Below are 17,499 nucleotides of genomic sequence, written 5' to 3'. Positions count from 1 at the left end.
CAACGACTGAGGAAATTTCATAGGCCGACTATCCTTGCCATGTGACTGCGGCCGACAAGCACCTCTACGACACCGATCTGCTCGACGTCTTGTCGCAGCGAGTGATGGTCGGCGACGGTGCAATGGGAACCCAACTACAGGCCGCGGACCTCACGCTCGACGACTTCCGCGGCCTGGAGGGCTGCAACGAGATCCTCAACGAAACCCGCCCTGACGTGCTGGAAACCATTCACCGCAACTATTTCGAAGCGGGCGCCGACGCCGTCGAGACGAACACGTTTGGCTGCAACCTGTCCAACCTCGGCGACTACGACATCGCCGACAGGATCCGCGATCTATCACAGAAGGGCACCGCGATCGCACGCCGGGTGGCCGACGAGCTGGGCAGTCCCGACCGCAAGCGCTACGTGCTGGGGTCGATGGGGCCGGGCACCAAGCTGCCGACTCTGGGCCACACCGAATACGCGGTGATCCGCGACGCCTACACCGAGGCCGCGCTGGGCATGCTGGACGGCGGAGCCGACGCCATCCTGGTGGAAACCTGCCAGGACCTACTGCAGCTGAAGGCGGCGGTGTTGGGGTCGCGGCGGGCGATGACGCGGGCCGGGCGGCACATTCCGGTGTTTGCCCACGTCACCGTCGAGACCACCGGCACCATGCTGCTGGGCAGCGAGATCGGGGCGGCGTTGACCGCTGTCGAGCCGCTCGGTGTGGACATGATCGGCTTGAACTGCGCGACGGGTCCGGCCGAGATGAGCGAGCACCTGCGCCACCTGTCCCGGCACGCCCGCATCCCGGTGTCGGTGATGCCCAACGCCGGGTTGCCGGTGCTGGGCGCCAAGGGCGCCGAATATCCGTTGCTGCCCGACGAATTGGCCGAGGCGCTGGCCGGCTTCATCGCCGAGTTCGGGCTCTCGCTGGTCGGTGGCTGCTGCGGCACCACCCCGGCCCATATCCGCGAAGTGGCTGCCGCGGTTGCGAACATCAAGCGTCCCGAGCGACAGGTCAGCTACGAGCCGTCGGTGTCGTCGCTGTACACCGCAATCCCGTTCGCCCAGGACGCCTCGGTTCTGGTGATCGGGGAGCGAACGAACGCCAACGGCTCCAAGGGTTTTCGTGAGGCGATGATCGCCGAGGACTACCAGAAGTGCCTGGACATCGCCAAGGACCAGACCCGCGACGGCGCCCACCTGCTGGACCTGTGTGTGGACTACGTGGGCCGCGACGGTGTGGCCGACATGAAGGCGCTGGCCAGCCGGCTGGCCACGTCCTCGACGCTGCCGATCATGCTGGACTCCACCGAAACCGCGGTGCTGCAGGCGGGTTTGGAGCATCTGGGTGGCCGTTGCGCGATCAACTCGGTGAACTACGAGGACGGCGACGGCCCGGAATCGCGCTTTGCCAAGACCATGGCGCTGGTCGCCGAGCACGGCGCGGCGGTGGTCGCGCTGACCATCGACGAAGAGGGCCAGGCCCGCACCGCGCAGAAGAAGGTCGAGATCGCCGAGCGGCTGATCAACGACATCACCGGCAACTGGGGCGTCGACGAATCATCCATCCTCATCGACACCTTGACGTTCACCATCGCCACCGGTCAGGAGGAGTCCCGCCGCGACGGCATCGAGACCATCGAGGCGATCCGCGAACTGAAAAAGCGCCACCCGGATGTGCAGACCACACTTGGTCTGTCCAACATCTCGTTTGGTCTCAATCCCGCAGCGCGCCAGGTGCTCAACTCGGTGTTCCTGCACGAATGCCAAGAAGCGGGGCTGGATTCGGCGATCGTGCACGCGTCGAAGATCCTGCCGATGAACCGGATTCCCGAGGAGCAACGCAACGTCGCCCTGGATCTGGTCTACGACCGCCGCCGCGAGGACTACGATCCGCTGCAGGAGCTGATGCGGCTGTTCGAAGGCGTGTCGGCGGCCTCCTCGAAAGAGGACCGACTGGCTGAACTAGCTGGGCTGCCGCTGTTCGAACGGCTGGCCCAACGCATCGTCGACGGCGAGCGCAACGGCCTGGACGCCGATCTCGACGAGGCGATGACGCAAAAGCCGCCGCTTCAGATCATCAACGAACATCTGCTGGCCGGCATGAAGACGGTCGGCGAGCTCTTCGGCTCCGGCCAGATGCAGCTGCCGTTCGTGCTGCAGTCGGCGGAGGTAATGAAAGCCGCCGTCGCGTATCTGGAACCGCACATGGAGCGCTCGGACGACGATTCGGGCAAGGGACGCATCGTGCTGGCCACCGTCAAGGGCGACGTGCACGACATCGGCAAGAACCTGGTCGACATCATCTTGAGCAACAACGGCTACGAAGTGGTCAACATCGGCATCAAGCAGCCAATCGCCACCATCCTCGAAGTCGCCGAGGACAAGAGCGCCGACGTGGTCGGCATGTCGGGCCTGCTGGTGAAGTCGACCGTGGTGATGAAGGAAAACCTCGAGGAGATGAACACCCGGGGAGTCGCCGAAAAGTTCCCGGTGCTGCTCGGCGGCGCGGCGTTGACGCGCAGCTATGTCGAAAACGACCTGGCCGAGATCTACCAGGGCGAAGTGCATTACGCGCGAGACGCTTTCGAGGGCCTGAAGTTGATGGACACCATCATGAGCGCCAAGCGCGGCGAGGCGCCCGACGAAAACAGCCCGGAAGCCATTAAGGCGCGTGAGAAAGAAGCCGAACGTAAGGCCCGCCACCAGCGATCCAAACGCATTGCCGCACAGCGCAAAGCCGCCGAAGAACCAGTCGAGGTGCCCGAACGCTCCGATGTCGCGGCCGACATCGAGGTCCCGGCGCCGCCGTTCTGGGGTTCGCGGATCGTCAAGGGCCTGGCGGTGGCCGACTACACCGGTCTGCTCGATGAGCGCGCATTGTTTTTGGGCCAGTGGGGTTTACGCGGCCAGCGCGGCGGTGAGGGTCCGTCCTACGAAGATCTCGTCGAGACCGAGGGCCGGCCGCGGCTGCGGTACTGGTTGGACCGGCTGTCCACCGACGGCATCTTGGCGCACGCCGCCGTGGTGTACGGCTATTTCCCGGCGGTGTCCGAGGGCAACGACATCGTGGTGCTCACCGAGCCCAAGCCCGACGCCCCGGTGCGCTACCGGTTTCACTTCCCGCGCCAGCAGCGCGGTCGGTTTTTGTGCATTGCCGATTTCATCCGCTCGCGGGAGCTGGCCGCCGAGCGTGGCGAGGTTGACGTGCTGCCGTTCCAGCTGGTGACCATGGGTCAGCCGATCGCGGATTTCGCCAACGAGCTGTTCGCGTCCAACGCCTACCGCGACTACCTGGAGGTGCACGGTATCGGCGTGCAGCTCACCGAGGCGCTGGCCGAGTACTGGCACCGGCGGATCCGTGAGGAGCTCAAGTTCTCCGGGGATCGGGCGATGGCGGCCGAGGATCCGGAGGCGAAAGAAGACTATTTCAAGCTCGGCTACCGCGGTGCTCGCTTTGCCTTCGGCTACGGCGCATGCCCGGATCTGGAGGACCGCGCCAAGATGATGGCGCTGCTGGAGCCCGAACGCATCGGTGTGACGTTATCCGAGGAATTACAGCTGCATCCCGAACAGTCGACCGACGCGTTCGTCCTGCACCATCCGGAAGCCAAGTACTTCAACGTTTAATCTGACCCGTCCCACGTGTGCGGAAGCATCGGCTGCGACAGGACGTCGGCGAATCCGCCGCCTAGGTGAGTAAGCCCGGTCGCTGATCCGGGCGCCGATTTTGGGATCGTGCCGGCGAACCCCAGCGCATCCAATCCACGGTTGCCGGCGGCGACGTCTGCCATCTCCGGTGTGTTTGGCATGGTCAGGCGGCCGTCGTCGGCCAGAAACTCGAAGCGGTGTTGCCGGAGACGTCGCCGCAGTCTTGTTGCTTTGCTGGCGCTGCTCTGAGCTTGGTCGCCGGGCAGTTTGGCGGCAGGTGCGGCGGCATCGGTGGTAACACCGGCGAGTGCTGTCGTCTTGGCGATCGGGTTGAACCCTTCCCCGTCGGGACCACCGACCGCGTAAAGGCCTTGGGCGGCACTGGATCCGGGAGTCGACGGTGCCGTCGGTGCCGCGGACGTGGTCGGAGCGGGTGCGGGCGTGGTAACCAGGGCAGCCGGGTTGGTACCCACCAGGGTGACTCCGGTGGCCGCAGGCCAGCTTTGCCGGCTGGGACCATCGGAGTGCACACGTTCGACCATTGGTCCGGCCGGCCCCGATACCGCACCGAGCCCGGCAAGCCCGGTCAGCCCGGCAGGCAACAGGACCGGACTCGTCAGCGGGGCGAACGGTCCGAAATAGATCAGTGGGTCCAGCACCAGGTAGGCGAGAAACGTGAAGACTGGACCGGACACGAACGAGATGAACCAGTCCAACACCTGGGCGATGAGGTCGCCGAGCGGCCCCGGCAGCAGCTCAACAGCCAGATAGCGCAGCAGCTCCAGGAAATCCTTGAGTAGCTGCAGGATCAATTTGGTCGGGTCGGGGAAGCTGCTGCTAGCCGCCGAGCTGGCCGCACTGGTCACTATCTGCGGCGCCGGCGGCGTGCTGGGGGTCGCCGCCACGCTTTCGTGCGCGACGGCTTGATAGTGGCTCATGACGGTGGCGGCCTGGATCCACATGCGCAGGTAGTCGGCCTCGTTGAGGGCGATCGGGATGGTGTTGACACCGAAGAAGTTGGTGGTCACCAGAGCGCCGTGCATGGCATGGTTGGCCGCCAACTCGGCTAGCGTAGGCATGCCCCCCAATGCGGACGTATACCCGGCGGCGGCCGTTTCGTGCGCGGCGGCTGCTGCGGTGGCCACCGTGGCAGCGTGGGTTAGCCAATACCGGAACGGTTGATGGGCGACGACGAACCGGTCGGCGCTGGGCCCCTGCCACGAGCTTGCCTGCACCGCAGCGAGCACGCTTGCGAGTTCCGTTGCAATTTCGGTGTATTGCGCGGCCAGCGCGTGCCACGCCCTGGCCGCGGCCAGCAGCGGACCGGGGCCCATGCCGGTGGACAGCCATGCTGACGGCACTTCCGGCGGAACTGCGAACCACATCGGGAAGGTCACGTTCGGCTGCCTCCTTCGACCACAGGAATAACTAGGGTAGCCTAACCTATATTAGGATGCCCTAATGCGCGGCGCGGCGGTGGCGAACGTGTGGCGTCAAACCACCGTGACTTGGCTGGCTGACACGTGCAACAATCGCTGGCCGTGAAGACCTTCGAGGATCTGTTCGCCGAACTCGGCGATCGTGCCCGCACCCGGCCGGCCGACAGCACCACGGTGGCGGCATTGGACGGCGGGGTTCATGCTCTGGGTAAGAAGCTTCTCGAGGAGGCCGGCGAGGTGTGGCTGGCTGCCGAGCACGAATCCAACGACGCACTGGCGGAGGAGATCAGCCAGTTGCTGTACTGGACGCAGGTGCTGATGATCTCCCGTGGACTGTCCCTCGACGACGTCTATCGAAAGCTGTGAGCATGCTGCGGGTCGCGGTTCCCAACAAGGGTGCGCTGAGCGAGCCGGCCACCGAGATCCTCGCGGAGGCCGGCTACCGCCGCCGCACCGATTCCAAAGACTTGACCGTCATCGATCCGGTCAACAACGTCGAGTTCTTCTTCTTGCGGCCCAAAGACATTGCCATATATGTCGGTTCGGGAGAGCTCGACTTCGGGATCACCGGACGCGACCTGGTGTGCGATTCCGGTGCACAGGTTCGGGAACGCCTGGCGCTGGGCTTCGGGTCGTCCAGCTTCCGCTATGCCGCTCCCGCCGGGCGGAACTGGACGACTGCCGACCTAGCCGGGATGCGGATCGCCACCGCCTACCCGAATCTGGTCCGGAAAGATCTGGCCACCAAGGGAATCGAAGCAACGGTCATCAGACTTGATGGTGCCGTGGAGATCTCGGTGCAGCTCGGGGTGGCCGATGCCATCGCCGATGTGGTGGGGTCGGGTCGCACGCTGAGCCAGCACGACCTGGTGGCCTTTGGTGAGCCGCTGTGCGATTCGGAGGCGGTGCTCATCGAGCGGGCCGGTACGGACGGCCAAGACCAGACCGAGGCGCGCGATCAACTGGTCGCTCGGGTGCAGGGGGTGGTCTTCGGCCAGCAGTATCTGATGCTCGACTACGATTGCCCGCGCTCGGCGTTGAAGAAGGCCACGGCGATCACGCCGGGGCTGGAGTCACCGACCATCGCCCCGCTGGCCGACCCGGACTGGGTGGCAATCCGCGCCCTGGTGCCGCGCCGGGACGTCAACGGCATCATGGATGAGCTCGCTGCGATCGGGGCCAAAGCGATTCTGGCGTCGGACATCAGGTTCTGCCGATTCTGATCCTGTGGCGGGGCCCACGCTGTGTTAGCGTCCGCTGGGGCCTGATTGCCCATAACGTCTGTGTCAGGAGGGATCGCTGTGACGCATGTCCTTGTTCTGCTGCTGGCGCTGCTTATCGGTGTCGTCGCCGGGTTGCGTTCCCTGACGGCCCCGGCCGTGGTCTCCTGGGCCGCCTTTCTCGGCTGGATCAACCTGCATGGAACCTGGGCATCCTGGATGGGCAATTTCGTGACCGTGGTGATCGTCAGCGTTCTTGCGGTCGCCGAACTCGTTAACGACAAACGTCCCAAAACACCGCCGCGTACCGTGACGCCGGTGTTCGCTGTCCGGATCATTTTGGGCGCGTTCGCCGGCGCGGTCATCGGCACCGCGTGGGGCTACCGGTGGGGCGGGCTTGGCGCTGGGGTTATCGGCGCCGTGCTCGGCACCATGGGCGGCTATCAGGCACGTACGAGGCTGGTGGCTGCCCGTGGCGGCCACGACCTGCCGATCGCGCTGCTCGAGGATTCGGTCGCGGTGTTGGGCGGGTTTGCCATCGTCGCCGCCGCGGCGGCCCTATGACACCGCACTTCGACGCGATCGTTTATGCCGCCGGCTCGGTGGGCCACCCTGGATAGGGCGGTGGTGTTCCGCCGAAGGCCGGGCAGCGCTGTTGATGCGGGCACCAATCGCAGAGCCGCGATGGGTTGGGGCGGAAATCGCCTGTCTCGCCTGCGGATTGGATAGCACGCCAAATCGCCATCAACGTCTTTTCGAAACGCAATAGCTCGTCGCGGTCCGGTGAATAGTCGAGCAGCTGGCCGTCGGCCAGATAGATGAGCCGCAGCCGGGTGGGCGGCACGCCGCGCGACCGAAATAGCGCCACCGCGTAGAACTTCATCTGAAACATCGCCTTAAACTCCGCCAACGCCCGCGCCGCCGGCGGCGCCTTGCCAGTCTTGTAGTCGACCACCCGCAGCTCGCCGGTGGCGGCGACGTCAATGCGGTCGATGTAGCCGCGCAACAGAGTTCCGTCGGCCAGTTCGACCTCCACCCGCTGTTCGCAGCATTGCGGGTCGAACCGAGTCGGGTCTTCCAGCCGGTAGTAGCCGGACACCAACGCGCGGGCGTCCTCCAGCAGCTGGGTTGGTTGTCCGGGGTCCAGTTCGCCGGCCAGTTCGGGCTCCGCGGCGACCATCTGGTCCCAAGCGCGCTGCACCAGTGACCTCGCAGTATCCGGGCTGCGCAGCCCCGCGGGTAGCCCATAGAGCTGCTCAAGCGCGGCGTGCACCACCGAACCCCGTAACTGCGCCGCCGACGTCGCCTCGGGTAGCCGGTCGATCGCGCGAAACCGGTATAGCAGCGGGCATTGCTTGAAGTCCGTCGCCCGTGACGGTGATAACGCCGGCCGTGGTGTGGGCGGGTCCGGCTGGTCGGCCATGTCCGCAGCTTAGGGTTGGGCGCCGACAACCCCGAGCACCGATCGCGGCGAGTCGGCTGGCACGCTAGACGGCGTGTCAGCAACCGGCCCATTCAGCATCGGCGAACGTGTTCAGCTCACCGACGCTAAGGGGCGCCGCTACACCATGTCGCTGACTCCCGGTGCCGAATTCCACACTCATCGTGGCTCGATCGCCCACGACGCGGTGATCGGGTTGGAGCAAGGCAGCGTGGTCAAATCCAGCAACGGCGCCCTGTTCCTGGTGCTGCGCCCGCTGCTGGTCGACTACGTCATGTCGATGCCGCGCGGCCCGCAGGTGATCTATCCCAAAGATGCGGCCCAGATCGTGCATGAGGGCGACATATTTCCCGGCGCGCGGGTGCTGGAGGCAGGAGCCGGATCCGGTGCTCTGACCTTGTCTTTGCTGCGGGCGGTTGGGCCGGCCGGACAGGTGATCTCCTACGAACAGCGCGCCGATCATGCCGAACACGCCCGGCGCAATGTGAGCGGCTGCTACGGCCAGCCGCCGGACAACTGGCGACTGGTCGTCAGCGACCTCGCCGACTCCGAACTGCCCGACGGATCCGTTGATCGGGCCGTGCTCGACATGCTGGCGCCGTGGGAGGTGCTCGACGCGGTATCGCGGCTGCTGGTCGCCGGCGGAGTGCTGATGGTCTACGTGGCCACCGTCACTCAGCTGTCGAGGATCGTGGAGGCACTGCGGGCCAAGCAGTGCTGGACCGAACCGAGAGCCTGGGAGACGCTGCAGCGGGGCTGGAACGTCGTAGGGTTGGCGGTTCGGCCGCAGCATTCGATGCGCGGGCATACCGCGTTCCTGGTAGCAACGCGCCGGTTGGCGCCGGGGGCTGTGGCTCCGGCGCCGCTAGGTCGTAAGCGCGAGGGACGCGACGGGTAGCGGGAGACACAGCTGGGAGCCAGTCCACTTAGTCGTCAGTGCGGTGCAGGCCCCGGCGCACGGACAGCAACTCGAACTCCGGATGTGCGGCTACCAGACGTTCGGCGTTGTCGAGGACATCGACGGCGTGGCTGCGGTCACCGGACACCACGGCCACACCGATGCCCGCCCGCCGGTACAGATCATGCGAACCGGTCTCGGCGGCCGACACGCTGAATTTGCGCTGCAACTCGGCGACCAGGGGGCGGGTCACCGACCGCTTCTGCTTGAGTGAGCGCACGTCGCCCAGCAGCACGTCGAATTCCAGCCAGCCAATCCACATCGGGAGCTCAGCCAGGGGGAGTCGGTGATGGGGCCGGCGCCGGGCTGGTAGCCGACGGAGTCGAATCCGGTGAGTTACCCATGGCCAGCAGCATTTCCGCGGTCTGCCTAGACAATTGCCAGCCGCCCTTGAAGGACACGAATTCCATGGGAAACGTGAACTCGCGGTTGTCCGGATGGGCAGTGGTGACGACGACGGTGGCCATCACGTCGGACGGCTTGTTGTCCGACCATGCGATGTCGTTGGCCGCGAAGGTCATGGGCAAGTAGCTCCCGTCACGCAGTGCGGTGGTGAACCTGTCCAGGGCAGCGGCGTTTTCGGGGGTCGCGCCCTCGATGAGCTGCACCTTGTTGGTGCCCGGCACGGCCGGGTCGGCGAGCCGGGACAGCACATCGATCAGGGCTTCGGGTGCGGGCAGGGGCGTGATCGGCGCGGCCTCGAGCGGGCTCGACGTGACGGGCGGCAGTGACGGGGCAGGCGGCGACGAACGCTTGAACTCAGGGTGTGAACACCCGGAGAGCCCTAACGCCGCCACGATGGTGGCGGCGCCCAGGGTTACACGGATGTTTCGGCGCATCCAGCGACACGCTCGGCTACCGGCCGCTTGCGAATGCAGCAGAAGTCTCGGCGGCGGCCGCCGCACTGATCGCCGCGTCGCCCACTACGCCTGTGGCTAGGGATTTCGCGGTCACAGTGCTCCTCTCAAGGTCCGTTTGATCGGCTGGATTCGGGGCCGAGATTACCAGCGATACAAGTTGTTACTTTCCATCGGCATTCGACTGCCAACATGAAGCGCCGATCGCCGGTAGCGTTGGAGTATCCGCCGCGCGATTCCTGGCGTGGGAAAGGAGCGCAACATGGGTGAGTCAGAGCGTTCTGAGGCATTCGGCATCCCCCGGGATAGCCCGCTGTCCAGTGGTGATGCCGCCGAATTAGAACAGCTGCGGCGCGAGGCTGCGGTCCTGCGCGAGCAACTTGAGAACGCCGTCGGATCACATGCCCCGACGCGCTCTGCCCGCGATATACATCAACTCGAAGCCCGTATCGACTCACTTGCTGCCCGCAATTCCAAATTAATGGAAACTCTTAAAGAAGCCCGTCAACAACTGCTGGCGCTGCGCGAGGAAGTTGACCGGCTGGGGCAGCCGCCCAGTGGCTACGGCGTCCTGCTGGCCACGCACGACGACGACACGGTCGATGTGTTCACATCGGGTCGCAAGATGCGCCTGACGTGCTCACCGAATATTGACGCTGCATCGCTGAAGAAGGGGCAGACGGTCCGGCTCAACGAGGCCCTGACCGTCGTGGAGGCCGGCACATTCGAGGCGGTCGGCGAGATATCCACCTTGCGCGAGATCCTGGCCGACGGTCATCGGGCTCTGGTCGTCGGCCACGCCGACGAGGAACGCGTTGTTTGGCTGGCTGATCCCCTGATCGCCGAGGACCTGCCAGACGGCCTCCCTGAGGCCCTCAACGATGACACCCGGCCGCGCAAGCTGCGCCCCGGCGACTCGCTGCTGGTCGACACCAAAGCCGGCTATGCCTTCGAACGCATCCCCAAAGCCGAGGTAGAAGACCTGGTGCTGGAAGAGGTGCCGGACGTCAGCTACGCCGACATCGGCGGTCTGAGCCGCCAGATCGAGCAGATCCGCGACGCCGTGGAGCTGCCGTTCCTGCACAAGGAGTTGTACCGGGAGTACTCGCTGCGCCCGCCCAAGGGTGTGTTGCTCTATGGCCCACCCGGCTGTGGTAAGACGTTGATCGCCAAGGCTGTGGCCAACTCGTTGGCCAAGAAAATGGCCGAGGTCCGCGGCGACGATGCCCACGAGGCGAAGTCGTACTTCCTCAACATCAAGGGCCCCGAGCTGCTGAACAAATTCGTCGGGGAAACGGAACGCCACATCCGGCTGATCTTCCAACGGGCCCGCGAGAAGGCGTCGGAAGGCACTCCGGTGATCGTGTTTTTCGACGAGATGGACTCGATCTTTCGCACCCGTGGCACCGGCGTTTCCTCGGACGTCGAGACCACGGTGGTCCCGCAGCTGCTCAGCGAGATCGACGGGGTGGAGGGACTCGAGAATGTCATCGTGATCGGCGCCTCCAACCGAGAGGACATGATCGACCCTGCCATCCTGCGGCCCGGGCGCCTCGACGTGAAGATCAAGATCGAGCGGCCTGATGCCGAAGCGGCGCAGGACATCTACTCGAAGTACCTGACCGAGTTCTTGCCGGTGCACGCCGACGATCTCGCCGAGTTCGACGGTGACCGTTCGGCCTGCATCAAGGCGATGATCGAGAAGGTTGTCGACCGGATGTATGCCGAGATCGACGACAACCGGTTCCTGGAGGTCACCTATGCCAACGGCGACAAGGAAGTCATGTACTTCAAGGACTTCAACTCCGGGGCGATGATCCAGAACGTCGTCGACCGAGCCAAGAAGAACGCCATCAAATCGGTGCTGGAGACCGGCCAACCGGGACTGCGTATACAGCATCTGCTCGATTCGATCGTCGACGAGTTCGCCGAGAACGAGGATTTGCCCAACACCACCAACCCCGATGACTGGGCGCGGATCTCGGGCAAGAAGGGGGAGCGGATCGTCTACATCCGCACCCTGGTCACCGGAAAGAGTTCGTCGGCCAGCAGGGCTATTGATACCGAGTCCAACCTCGGCCAGTACCTGTAGGGCTCAGGCGGTCACCAGCGAGTAGCTGTTGGTGAGGTCGTCTTGCAGGACGCGGGCCTCCCGGTTGGTAGTGTCGACCCGCAACTCGCTGGTAAGCACGCGGGTATGATAGGACCACCCGGCTGGCAGGTTGAGCCGTTCACCCAGCTTGGGCAGGTCGGCTCGGGACAGGTTGGGGTCCACCACTTGACTCCACGTCTGCATCACCCAGCGCTGTCCCTTGGGGTCCTGCAGTTCGTAGACCTCTTCGCCGGCGTTGAACACAAAGACCGTGTTGCGGCTGACCTGGCTGACGGTGTATGGGGCAGGGTTCATCGATGACAGCAGCACCGTGGCCTGCTGGAGCATCTCGATCCCGCCGAAGGTCTTCGTCACCGGCGGGCCCTGGGGCGCCTTCTCGATGGCGTTCATCAACCAATAGCGCGGACCGTTGAGCAGGGCGGTGGCCGCTTTGTGTTCGGTGGCTAGGGCTTGCGGATCGAGCGCGGACCACAGCTCGGCCGGACAATCGTTAAGCGGGAAGCTGTTGTAAACGGTGGCCTGTGGACCGGCCTCCCCGGGTGTTACGAGAAGGACTTCCCCGTAACGTTGCCCGGACAAGCCGGTTACCCGTTCGGGAGCCGACATCAGGGTGAACCTAGTCATCGACGTGACCGGCGTCAACACCGGCGCACGGCGCGGTCACCACGTTGTTGCGGTAGCGGTTGCGCGCGAGCAGCGCGGTGTGCAGGTCGTCGATCAGAGGGTCGAGGAACATCGCGCGGTACTCGGCGTCGTCGACCGCGCGGGCGCTGATGTACATGAACGTCAGCGCGCCCAGGAAAAGACACATACGGATGAGCGAATCCGGCGCCGGGAACGTCATGCCGAGCACCGTCGTGGTCATCGAATCGTAGTGCGTCCATTCCCGAAGCAGCGGCGGAGTGAGAATGATCATGCCCAGAACGAGGTATATCGCGGCGCCGACCGACGCCACTACCAGGATCTCGACGAGTTGCGAGGCCGCCAGCAGGAAGACCACGTTGAGGCGTTCGGCCCGGGTGAGGGGGAAGCCGGGAGAGGGGTCGCCCATGGTCGCGAAGGGTGTGCCGGCCAGGCTTTGGCTGCCTTGGGGCATCACCGTCGTTGAGCGAAGCAGCGGACGCACCCGTTCCACCGTCTTGGACACGACGAACGCCCCGGCGATGGCGAGCAGAAAAACCATCGCCAGCGTCAGCCGCTCGCCGTTGATGTTGGCGGCCATCAGCCAGACATAGGTGTTGAAGAACACCAATGCCGTCAGTAGCACGATCGGCAGGGCCCGGACCGCCAGCGTGCCGACCGTCGCAAGGTGCTCCAGCGTCATCCGCACCGCCCAGCCAAGCACCGACCCGACGCCGCAGCCGGTCTGCAGCAGCACCAGGCCCACCACGACGGCGGTCCGCAACAGCTGGATCGGGCCGGATTCGATGACGTCGGATGCGGCCGCGAAGGCCACCGCCATGGTCGCCACCGCCGCTTGGCCACGCCCGCTTGATATCTGCGACACCAACCAGCCGACGAGGGAGGCCAGCGGAAGAGCAACCGCGAGCAGCGCCAGGATCACCCATTGCGCTGTCGTCGGCGTCGCGCTGATGAAGACTTCGCCGCCGTCGGTGACGAAGAAGACGGCCATGAGGCAGCCCTCGACCACCGCCCAGGCGGCCAACATCGGAGCCGACCGCGGCCACAGCCGACGGCACCGGCCCCGCATGGTCAGCACCGAGGGCAGACCACGCTTCAAGAACCAGCTTTCAGCCTCCACAATGGCCGCTGCTCGGGCCGCCGGGGGGCGACGGACGGAAAGGCTCATGCCGGCCTACCCTAGCGCCGGGCCCTGCTTGATTGTCCACCTCCTGCGCGGCCCGCTCCGATGTTCTGGGTCGGCGGGCCTTGCTTGATGCCCGCCTCCTCAGCGGCCCGCTGCGCGGCCCGCATCGTCGGCGGGCGTTGCTTGATGCCCGCCTCCTCAGCGGCCCGCTGCGCGGCCCGCATCGTCGGCGGGCCTAGGCTCTACGGCATGCAGCGGATTATCGGAACGGAGGTCGAGTACGGCATTTCCTCGCCGTCGGACCCGACCGCCAACCCGATCCTCACCTCGACGCAGGCGGTGCTGGCATACGCCGCCGCCGCCGGCATTCAGCGTGCCAAACGCACCCGTTGGGACTACGAGGTGGAATCGCCGCTGCGCGACGCCCGGGGCTTCGATTTGAGTCGCTCGGCCGGGCCGCCGCCGGTGGTCGACGCCGACGAGGTCGGCGCGGCCAACATGATCCTGACCAACGGGGCGCGGCTGTATGTCGACCACGCGCACCCGGAATACTCCGCGCCCGAATGCACCGACCCGCTGGACGCAGTGATCTGGGACAAGGCGGGCGAACGCGTGATGGAGGCCGCTGCCCGCCATGTCGCCAGCGTGCCCGGGGCCGCGAAACTGCAGCTGTACAAGAACAACGTCGACGGCAAGGGAGCCTCCTACGGGTCGCACGAGAACTACCTGATGTCGCGGCAGACACCGTTCTCGGCGATCATCACCGGGCTGACCCCCTTTCTGGTATCCCGGCAGGTGGTGACCGGCTCGGGCCGGGTCGGCATCGGGCCCTCGGGTGATGAGCCCGGCTTCCAGCTATCCCAGCGTTCGGACTACATCGAGGTCGAGGTAGGGCTGGAAACAACGCTCAAGCGCGGCATCATCAACACCCGCGACGAACCGCACGCCGACGCCGACAGGTACCGCCGGCTGCACGTCATCATCGGCGACGCCAACCTTGCCGAGACGTCGACCTATCTGAAGTTGGGTACCACGGCGCTGGTGCTCGACCTGATCGAAGAAGGACCAGCCCACGCAATAGATCTGACCGACCTGGCGCTGGCCCGCCCGGTACATGCGGTGCACGCAATCTCCCGCGATCCGTCGCTGCGAGCGACCGTTGCGCTGGCCGACGGCCGGGAACTGACCGGTCTTGCGCTGCAACGGATCTACCTGGACCGAGTGGCTAAGTTGGTGGATAGCCGCGACCCGGACCCGCGGGCGGCCGACATCGTGGAAACCTGGGCACACGTGCTGGATCAGCTCGAGCGTGACCCGATGGATTGCGCGGAGCTGCTGGACTGGCCGGCCAAACTGCGGCTGCTCGACGGTTTCCGGCAGCGGGAGAACCTGAGCTGGTCGGCGCCCCGGCTGCACCTCGTCGACCTGCAGTACTCCGATGTCCGGCTGGACAAGGGCCTGTACAACCGGCTGGTCGCGCGCGGCTCGATGAAGCGTTTAGTCACCGAACACCAGGTGCTGAGTGCGGTGGAGAACCCGCCGACCGACACCCGCGCGTATTTCCGCGGCGAATGCCTGCGCCGGTTCGGGGCTGATATCGCCGCGGCTAGCTGGGACTCGGTGATCTTCGACCTGGGCGGCGACTCGCTGGTTCGCATCCCGACGCTGGAGCCGTTGCGGGGTAGTAAGGCGCATGTTGGTGCGTTGCTGGATTCGGTGGACAGTGCCGTGGAGCTGGTAGAGCAACTGACCGCTGAGCCTCGCTAAGCCTGGTTAGGCCGGGAAACGTTGGTGTTGACCGGTAGGGTAGAGAAAGACAGCGGGCGTGTGACGCGCACCCGCGGCCTTTTGAAAGGCCATGAGGAAGCAGGAGGCGGCGATGGCGCAAGAGCAGACCAAGCGTGGCGGTGGCGGCGGCGATGATGACGACATCGCCGGCAGCACCGCCGCGGGCCAGGAGCGTCGCGAAAAGCTGACCGAGGAGACCGACGATCTGCTCGACGAAATCGACGACGTCCTCGAGGAGAACGCCGAGGACTTCGTCCGCGCATACGTCCAAAAGGGCGGACAGTGACCTGGCCGTTGCCCGATCGCCTGTCCATTAATTCACTCTCTGGAACACCCGCTGTAGACCTATCTTCTTTCACTGACTTCCTGCGCCGCCAGGCGCCGGAGTTGCTGCCGGCAAGCATCAGCGGCGGTGCGCCACTCGCAGGCGGCGATGCGCAACTGCCGCACGGCACCACCATTGTCGCGCTGAAATACCCCGGCGGTGTTGTCATGGCGGGTGACCGGCGTTCGACGCAGGGCAACATGATTTCTGGGCGTGATGTGCGCAAGGTGTATATCACCGATGACTACACCGCTACCGGCATCGCTGGCACGGCTGCGGTCGCGGTTGAGTTTGCCCGGCTGTATGCCGTGGAACTTGAGCACTACGAGAAGCTCGAGGGTGTGCCGCTGACGTTTGCCGGCAAAATCAACCGGCTGGCGATTATGGTGCGTGGCAATCTGGCGGCCGCGATGCAGGGTCTGCTGGCGTTGCCGTTGCTGGCGGGCTACGACATTCATGCGTCTGACCCGCAGAGCGCGGGTCGTATCGTTTCGTTCGACGCCGCCGGCGGTTGGAACATCGAGGAAGAGGGCTATCAGGCGGTGGGCTCGGGTTCGCTGTTCGCGAAGTCGTCGATGAAGAAGTTGTATTCGCAGGTTACCGACGGTGATTCGGGGCTGCGGGTGGCGGTCGAGGCGCTCTACGACGCCGCCGACGACGACTCCGCCACCGGCGGTCCGGACCTGGTGCGGGGCATCTTTCCGACGGCGGTGATCATCGACGCCGACGGGGCGGTTGACGTGCCGGAGAGCCGGATTGCCGAATTGGCCCGCGCGATCATCGAAAGCCGTTCGGGTGCGGATACTTTCGGCTCCGATGGCGGTGAGAAGTGAGTTTTCCGTATTTCATCTCGCCTGAGCAGGCGATGCGCGAGCGCAGCGAGTTGGCGCGTAAGGGCATTGCGCGGGCCAAAAGCGTGGTGGCGCTGGCCTATGCCGGTGGTGTGCTGTTCGTCGCGGAGAATCCGTCGCGGTCGCTGCAGAAGATCAGTGAGCTCTACGATCGGGTGGGTTTTGCGGCTGCGGGCAAGTTCAACGAGTTCGACAATTTGCGCCGCGGCGGGATCCAGTTCGCCGACACCCGCGGTTACGCCTATGACCGTCGTGACGTCACGGGTCGGCAGTTGGCCAATGTCTACGCGCAGACTCTAGGCACCATCTTCACCGAACAGGCCAAGCCCTACGAGGTTGAGTTGTGTGTGGCCGAGGTGGCGCATTACGGCGAGACGAAACGCCCTGAGTTGTATCGTATTACCTACGACGGGTCGATCGCCGACGAGCCGCATTTCGTGGTGATGGGCGGCACCACGGAGCCGATCGCCAACGCGCTCAAAGAGTCGTATGCCGAGAACGCCAGCCTGACCGACGCCCTGCGTATCGCGGTCGCTGCATTGCGGGCCGGCAGTGCCGACACCTCGGGTGGTGATCAACCCACCCTTGGCGTGGCCAGCTTAGAGGTGGCCGTTCTCGATGCCAACCGGCCACGGCGCGCGTTCCGGCGCATCACCGGCTCCGCCCTGCAAGCGTTGCTGGTAGACCAGGAAAGCCCGCAGTCTGACGGCGAATCGTCGGGCTGAGTCCGAAAGTCCGACGCGTGTCTGGGACCCCGCTGCGACGTTAACTGCGCCTAACCCCGGCTCGACGCGTCGCCGGCCGTCCTGACTTTTGTCACTGCGGCAGGTTCGGCGACTCTGCGGGGCTATGACCTGCGAAGTCGCATGGCGGCTGGTGCGGATTTGTGTACTAGATTCGTACCGCGCGTTGTGGCGATGTGCTCGGTACCAAAGCTGTCGACCGCGATCACCCACATGGTGATCCACGTAATCAATAATCACATCGGCCACGGGAGTACGGGAGCCGGCTGTTAGGCGATATCGCACATGGAACTCACCCTATTGGTCGGTCGCGCGACGGCCGGGACAATGAAATCTGTTGATACACAGCATGGTT

At 65.2% G+C, this 17,499-nt stretch carries 16 protein-coding genes and 2 other annotated features; of the genes, 10 read left to right on the top strand and 6 right to left on the bottom strand.

Annotation, left to right across the window (positions count from 1 at the left end):
• Positions 1 to 41 precede the first annotated feature (41 nt).
• Positions 42 to 3,620, top strand: a complete 3,579-nt coding sequence (gene metH / locus Rv2124c; RefSeq protein ID NP_216640.1) for a methionine synthase — start codon at positions 42 to 44, stop codon at positions 3,618 to 3,620.
• Here the strand turns inward: metH and PPE37 are convergent.
• The gene (PPE37, locus tag Rv2123; RefSeq protein ID YP_177861.1) at positions 3,617 to 5,038 is read right to left on the bottom strand and encodes a PPE family protein PPE37; all 1,422 of its coding nucleotides are present in this window, start codon (positions 5,036 to 5,038) and stop codon (positions 3,617 to 3,619) included. The two genes, metH and PPE37, sit on opposite strands and share 4 nt — an antisense overlap.
• Before the next feature lie 126 nt (positions 5,039 to 5,164).
• On the opposite strand from PPE37, the gene hisE reads away from it, so the two are divergent.
• The 3 genes from hisE to Rv2120c all read left to right on the top strand — a co-directional run bounded on the left by hisE (position 5,165) and on the right by Rv2120c (position 6,864).
• Positions 5,165 to 5,446: a phosphoribosyl-ATP pyrophosphatase gene (gene hisE / locus Rv2122c; protein ID YP_177860.1), complete on the top strand. Its 282-nt coding sequence runs from the start codon at positions 5,165 to 5,167 to the stop codon at positions 5,444 to 5,446.
• Positions 5,447 to 5,448: 2 nt separating this feature from the next.
• Positions 5,449 to 6,303, top strand: coding sequence for an ATP phosphoribosyltransferase (gene hisG / locus Rv2121c; protein NP_216637.1), 855 nt, complete (start codon positions 5,449 to 5,451; stop codon positions 6,301 to 6,303).
• Positions 6,304 to 6,381: 78 nt separating this feature from the next.
• Positions 6,382 to 6,864 carry an integral membrane protein gene (locus Rv2120c; RefSeq protein NP_216636.1) on the top strand — a complete coding sequence of 161 codons (483 nt, stop codon included), beginning with the start codon at positions 6,382 to 6,384 and terminating at the stop codon, positions 6,862 to 6,864.
• 22 nt (positions 6,865 to 6,886) lie between these two features.
• Here Rv2120c and Rv2119 read toward each other — a convergent pair whose 3' ends face one another.
• Positions 6,887 to 7,723, bottom strand: coding sequence for a hypothetical protein (locus tag Rv2119; protein NP_216635.1), 837 nt, complete (start codon positions 7,721 to 7,723; stop codon positions 6,887 to 6,889).
• A 73-nt stretch (positions 7,724 to 7,796) separates the two neighbouring features.
• Between Rv2119 and Rv2118c the strand changes: the two genes are divergently transcribed.
• Positions 7,797 to 8,639 carry a tRNA (adenine(58)-N(1))-methyltransferase gene (locus tag Rv2118c; RefSeq protein NP_216634.1) on the top strand — a complete coding sequence of 281 codons (843 nt, stop codon included), beginning with the start codon at positions 7,797 to 7,799 and terminating at the stop codon, positions 8,637 to 8,639.
• A 28-nt stretch (positions 8,640 to 8,667) separates the two neighbouring features.
• On the opposite strand, the gene Rv2117 is transcribed toward Rv2118c, so the two are convergent.
• Positions 8,668 to 8,961, bottom strand: coding sequence for a hypothetical protein (locus Rv2117; protein NP_216633.1), 294 nt, complete (start codon positions 8,959 to 8,961; stop codon positions 8,668 to 8,670).
• A 7-nt stretch (positions 8,962 to 8,968) separates the two neighbouring features.
• Positions 8,969 to 9,538, bottom strand: a complete 570-nt coding sequence (gene lppK / locus Rv2116) for a lipoprotein LppK (protein ID NP_216632.1) — start codon at positions 9,536 to 9,538, stop codon at positions 8,969 to 8,971.
• Between the two features lie 280 nt (positions 9,539 to 9,818).
• On the opposite strand from lppK, the gene mpa reads away from it, so the two are divergent.
• Positions 9,819 to 11,648, top strand: coding sequence for a proteasome-associated ATPase (mpa, locus tag Rv2115c; RefSeq protein ID NP_216631.1), 1,830 nt, complete (start codon positions 9,819 to 9,821; stop codon positions 11,646 to 11,648).
• Positions 11,649 to 11,651: 3 nt separating this feature from the next.
• On the opposite strand, the gene Rv2114 is transcribed toward mpa, so the two are convergent.
• Both Rv2114 and Rv2113 read right to left on the bottom strand, forming a co-directional pair.
• Positions 11,652 to 12,275, bottom strand: coding sequence for a hypothetical protein (locus tag Rv2114; protein NP_216630.1), 624 nt, complete (start codon positions 12,273 to 12,275; stop codon positions 11,652 to 11,654).
• A gap of 10 nt (positions 12,276 to 12,285) precedes the next feature.
• Positions 12,286 to 13,479, bottom strand: coding sequence for an integral membrane protein (locus Rv2113; protein ID NP_216629.1), 1,194 nt, complete (start codon positions 13,477 to 13,479; stop codon positions 12,286 to 12,288).
• A gap of 60 nt (positions 13,480 to 13,539) precedes the next feature.
• Here Rv2113 and dop point away from each other — a divergent pair, with 60 nt between their 5' ends.
• The 4 genes from dop (at position 13,540) to prcA (ending at position 17,126) form a co-directional block, all read left to right on the top strand.
• The gene (dop, locus tag Rv2112c; protein NP_216628.1) at positions 13,540 to 15,204 is read left to right on the top strand and encodes a pup deamidase/depupylase; all 1,665 of its coding nucleotides are present in this window, start codon (positions 13,540 to 13,542) and stop codon (positions 15,202 to 15,204) included.
• Positions 13,560 to 13,615, bottom strand: a repeat region (56 bp direct repeat 2,GCCCGCCGACGATGCGGGCCGCGCAGCGGGCCGCTGAGGAGGCGGGCATCAAGCAA). Its footprint overlaps the gene before it by 56 nt.
• Positions 13,617 to 13,672, bottom strand: a repeat region (56 bp direct repeat 1,GCCCGCCGACGATGCGGGCCGCGCAGCGGGCCGCTGAGGAGGCGGGCATCAAGCAA). Its footprint lies within the gene dop.
• A 112-nt stretch (positions 15,205 to 15,316) precedes the next feature.
• Positions 15,317 to 15,511, top strand: a complete 195-nt coding sequence (gene pup / locus Rv2111c; protein ID NP_216627.1) for a ubiquitin-like protein Pup — start codon at positions 15,317 to 15,319, stop codon at positions 15,509 to 15,511.
• The gene (prcB, locus tag Rv2110c; protein ID NP_216626.1) at positions 15,508 to 16,383 is read left to right on the top strand and encodes a proteasome subunit beta; all 876 of its coding nucleotides are present in this window, start codon (positions 15,508 to 15,510) and stop codon (positions 16,381 to 16,383) included. Before pup ends, prcB begins: the two co-directional genes overlap by 4 nt.
• Positions 16,380 to 17,126, top strand: coding sequence for a proteasome subunit alpha (prcA, locus tag Rv2109c; protein NP_216625.1), 747 nt, complete (start codon positions 16,380 to 16,382; stop codon positions 17,124 to 17,126). Before prcB ends, prcA begins: the two co-directional genes overlap by 4 nt.
• The last annotated feature ends 373 nt before the right edge of the window (positions 17,127 to 17,499 follow it).

Source organism: Mycobacterium tuberculosis H37Rv (assembly GCF_000195955.2).
In the GTDB taxonomy this organism is placed as follows: domain Bacteria; phylum Actinomycetota; class Actinomycetes; order Mycobacteriales; family Mycobacteriaceae; genus Mycobacterium; species Mycobacterium tuberculosis.
The sequence above is the reverse complement of the archived record's forward strand: the minus strand, read 5'-3'. Positions and strand labels throughout refer to the sequence as shown.